We start from the raw sequence: 639 nt of genomic DNA, 5'->3' as shown, positions 1-639 counted from the left end.
AGAACTTGCCATGCGTGCCGGCGGTGTCGGTCTGGGGCTTGAACACGGCTTCGCCCTTGTCGGGGTCGACCACGTCCAGCTTGCCGTTGGCGGTGAGCTTGTCGTCTTCGGTGACGGAACCCTTGTCATCGCCCGGCTTGCTCGGGGTGATGATGGCGCCGTCGTTGGTGCCATTGATCTTGACGGTGATGGTCTCGGGGGTCTTGCCGCCCTTGCCATCGTCCACGTAGACGGTGAAGGTCTCGGTGATGGACTCGCCGGTCTTCAGGCCCTTGACGTCGGTGTTGGCGCCGTCCAGGTTGTAGGTCCACTTGCCGGTCTGATCGACCGTGAAAGTGCCGTACTTGCCCTTGCCGTCGTTGCTGACGGACCAGGTGTGGGTGTCGTTGACGTCGACGTCGGTCTTGCCGAGCTGGCCGGTGGTGCTGGTGTTGCCGCCATCGGTGACTTCGCCGGAGGCCTGGCCGCTGATGACCGGGGCATCGTTGGTGCCATTGATGGTGACGGTGACCGTGCCCTTGGTGCCGTCGGCGGTGACGACTTCGAAGGTCTCGACCAGCTTCTCGCCCACGCCCAGGGCCTGGACCTTGGGATCGTTGTTGTCGAGCTCGTACTTCCAGTTGCCGTTGGCGTCGATCG

Annotated in this window: 1 protein-coding gene; it reads right to left on the bottom strand. The window is 63.7% G+C overall.

From position 1 onward, the window contains the following. The coding region (locus AC6LJ9_RS30635) for a VCBS domain-containing protein (protein ID WP_498150453.1) at nucleotides 1–639 on the bottom strand (639 nt) is incomplete at both ends.

The sequence above is a fragment of the Achromobacter sp. 1011811831 genome (assembly GCF_059760905.1).
This window is presented reverse-complemented; position numbering and strand designations above follow the sequence as displayed.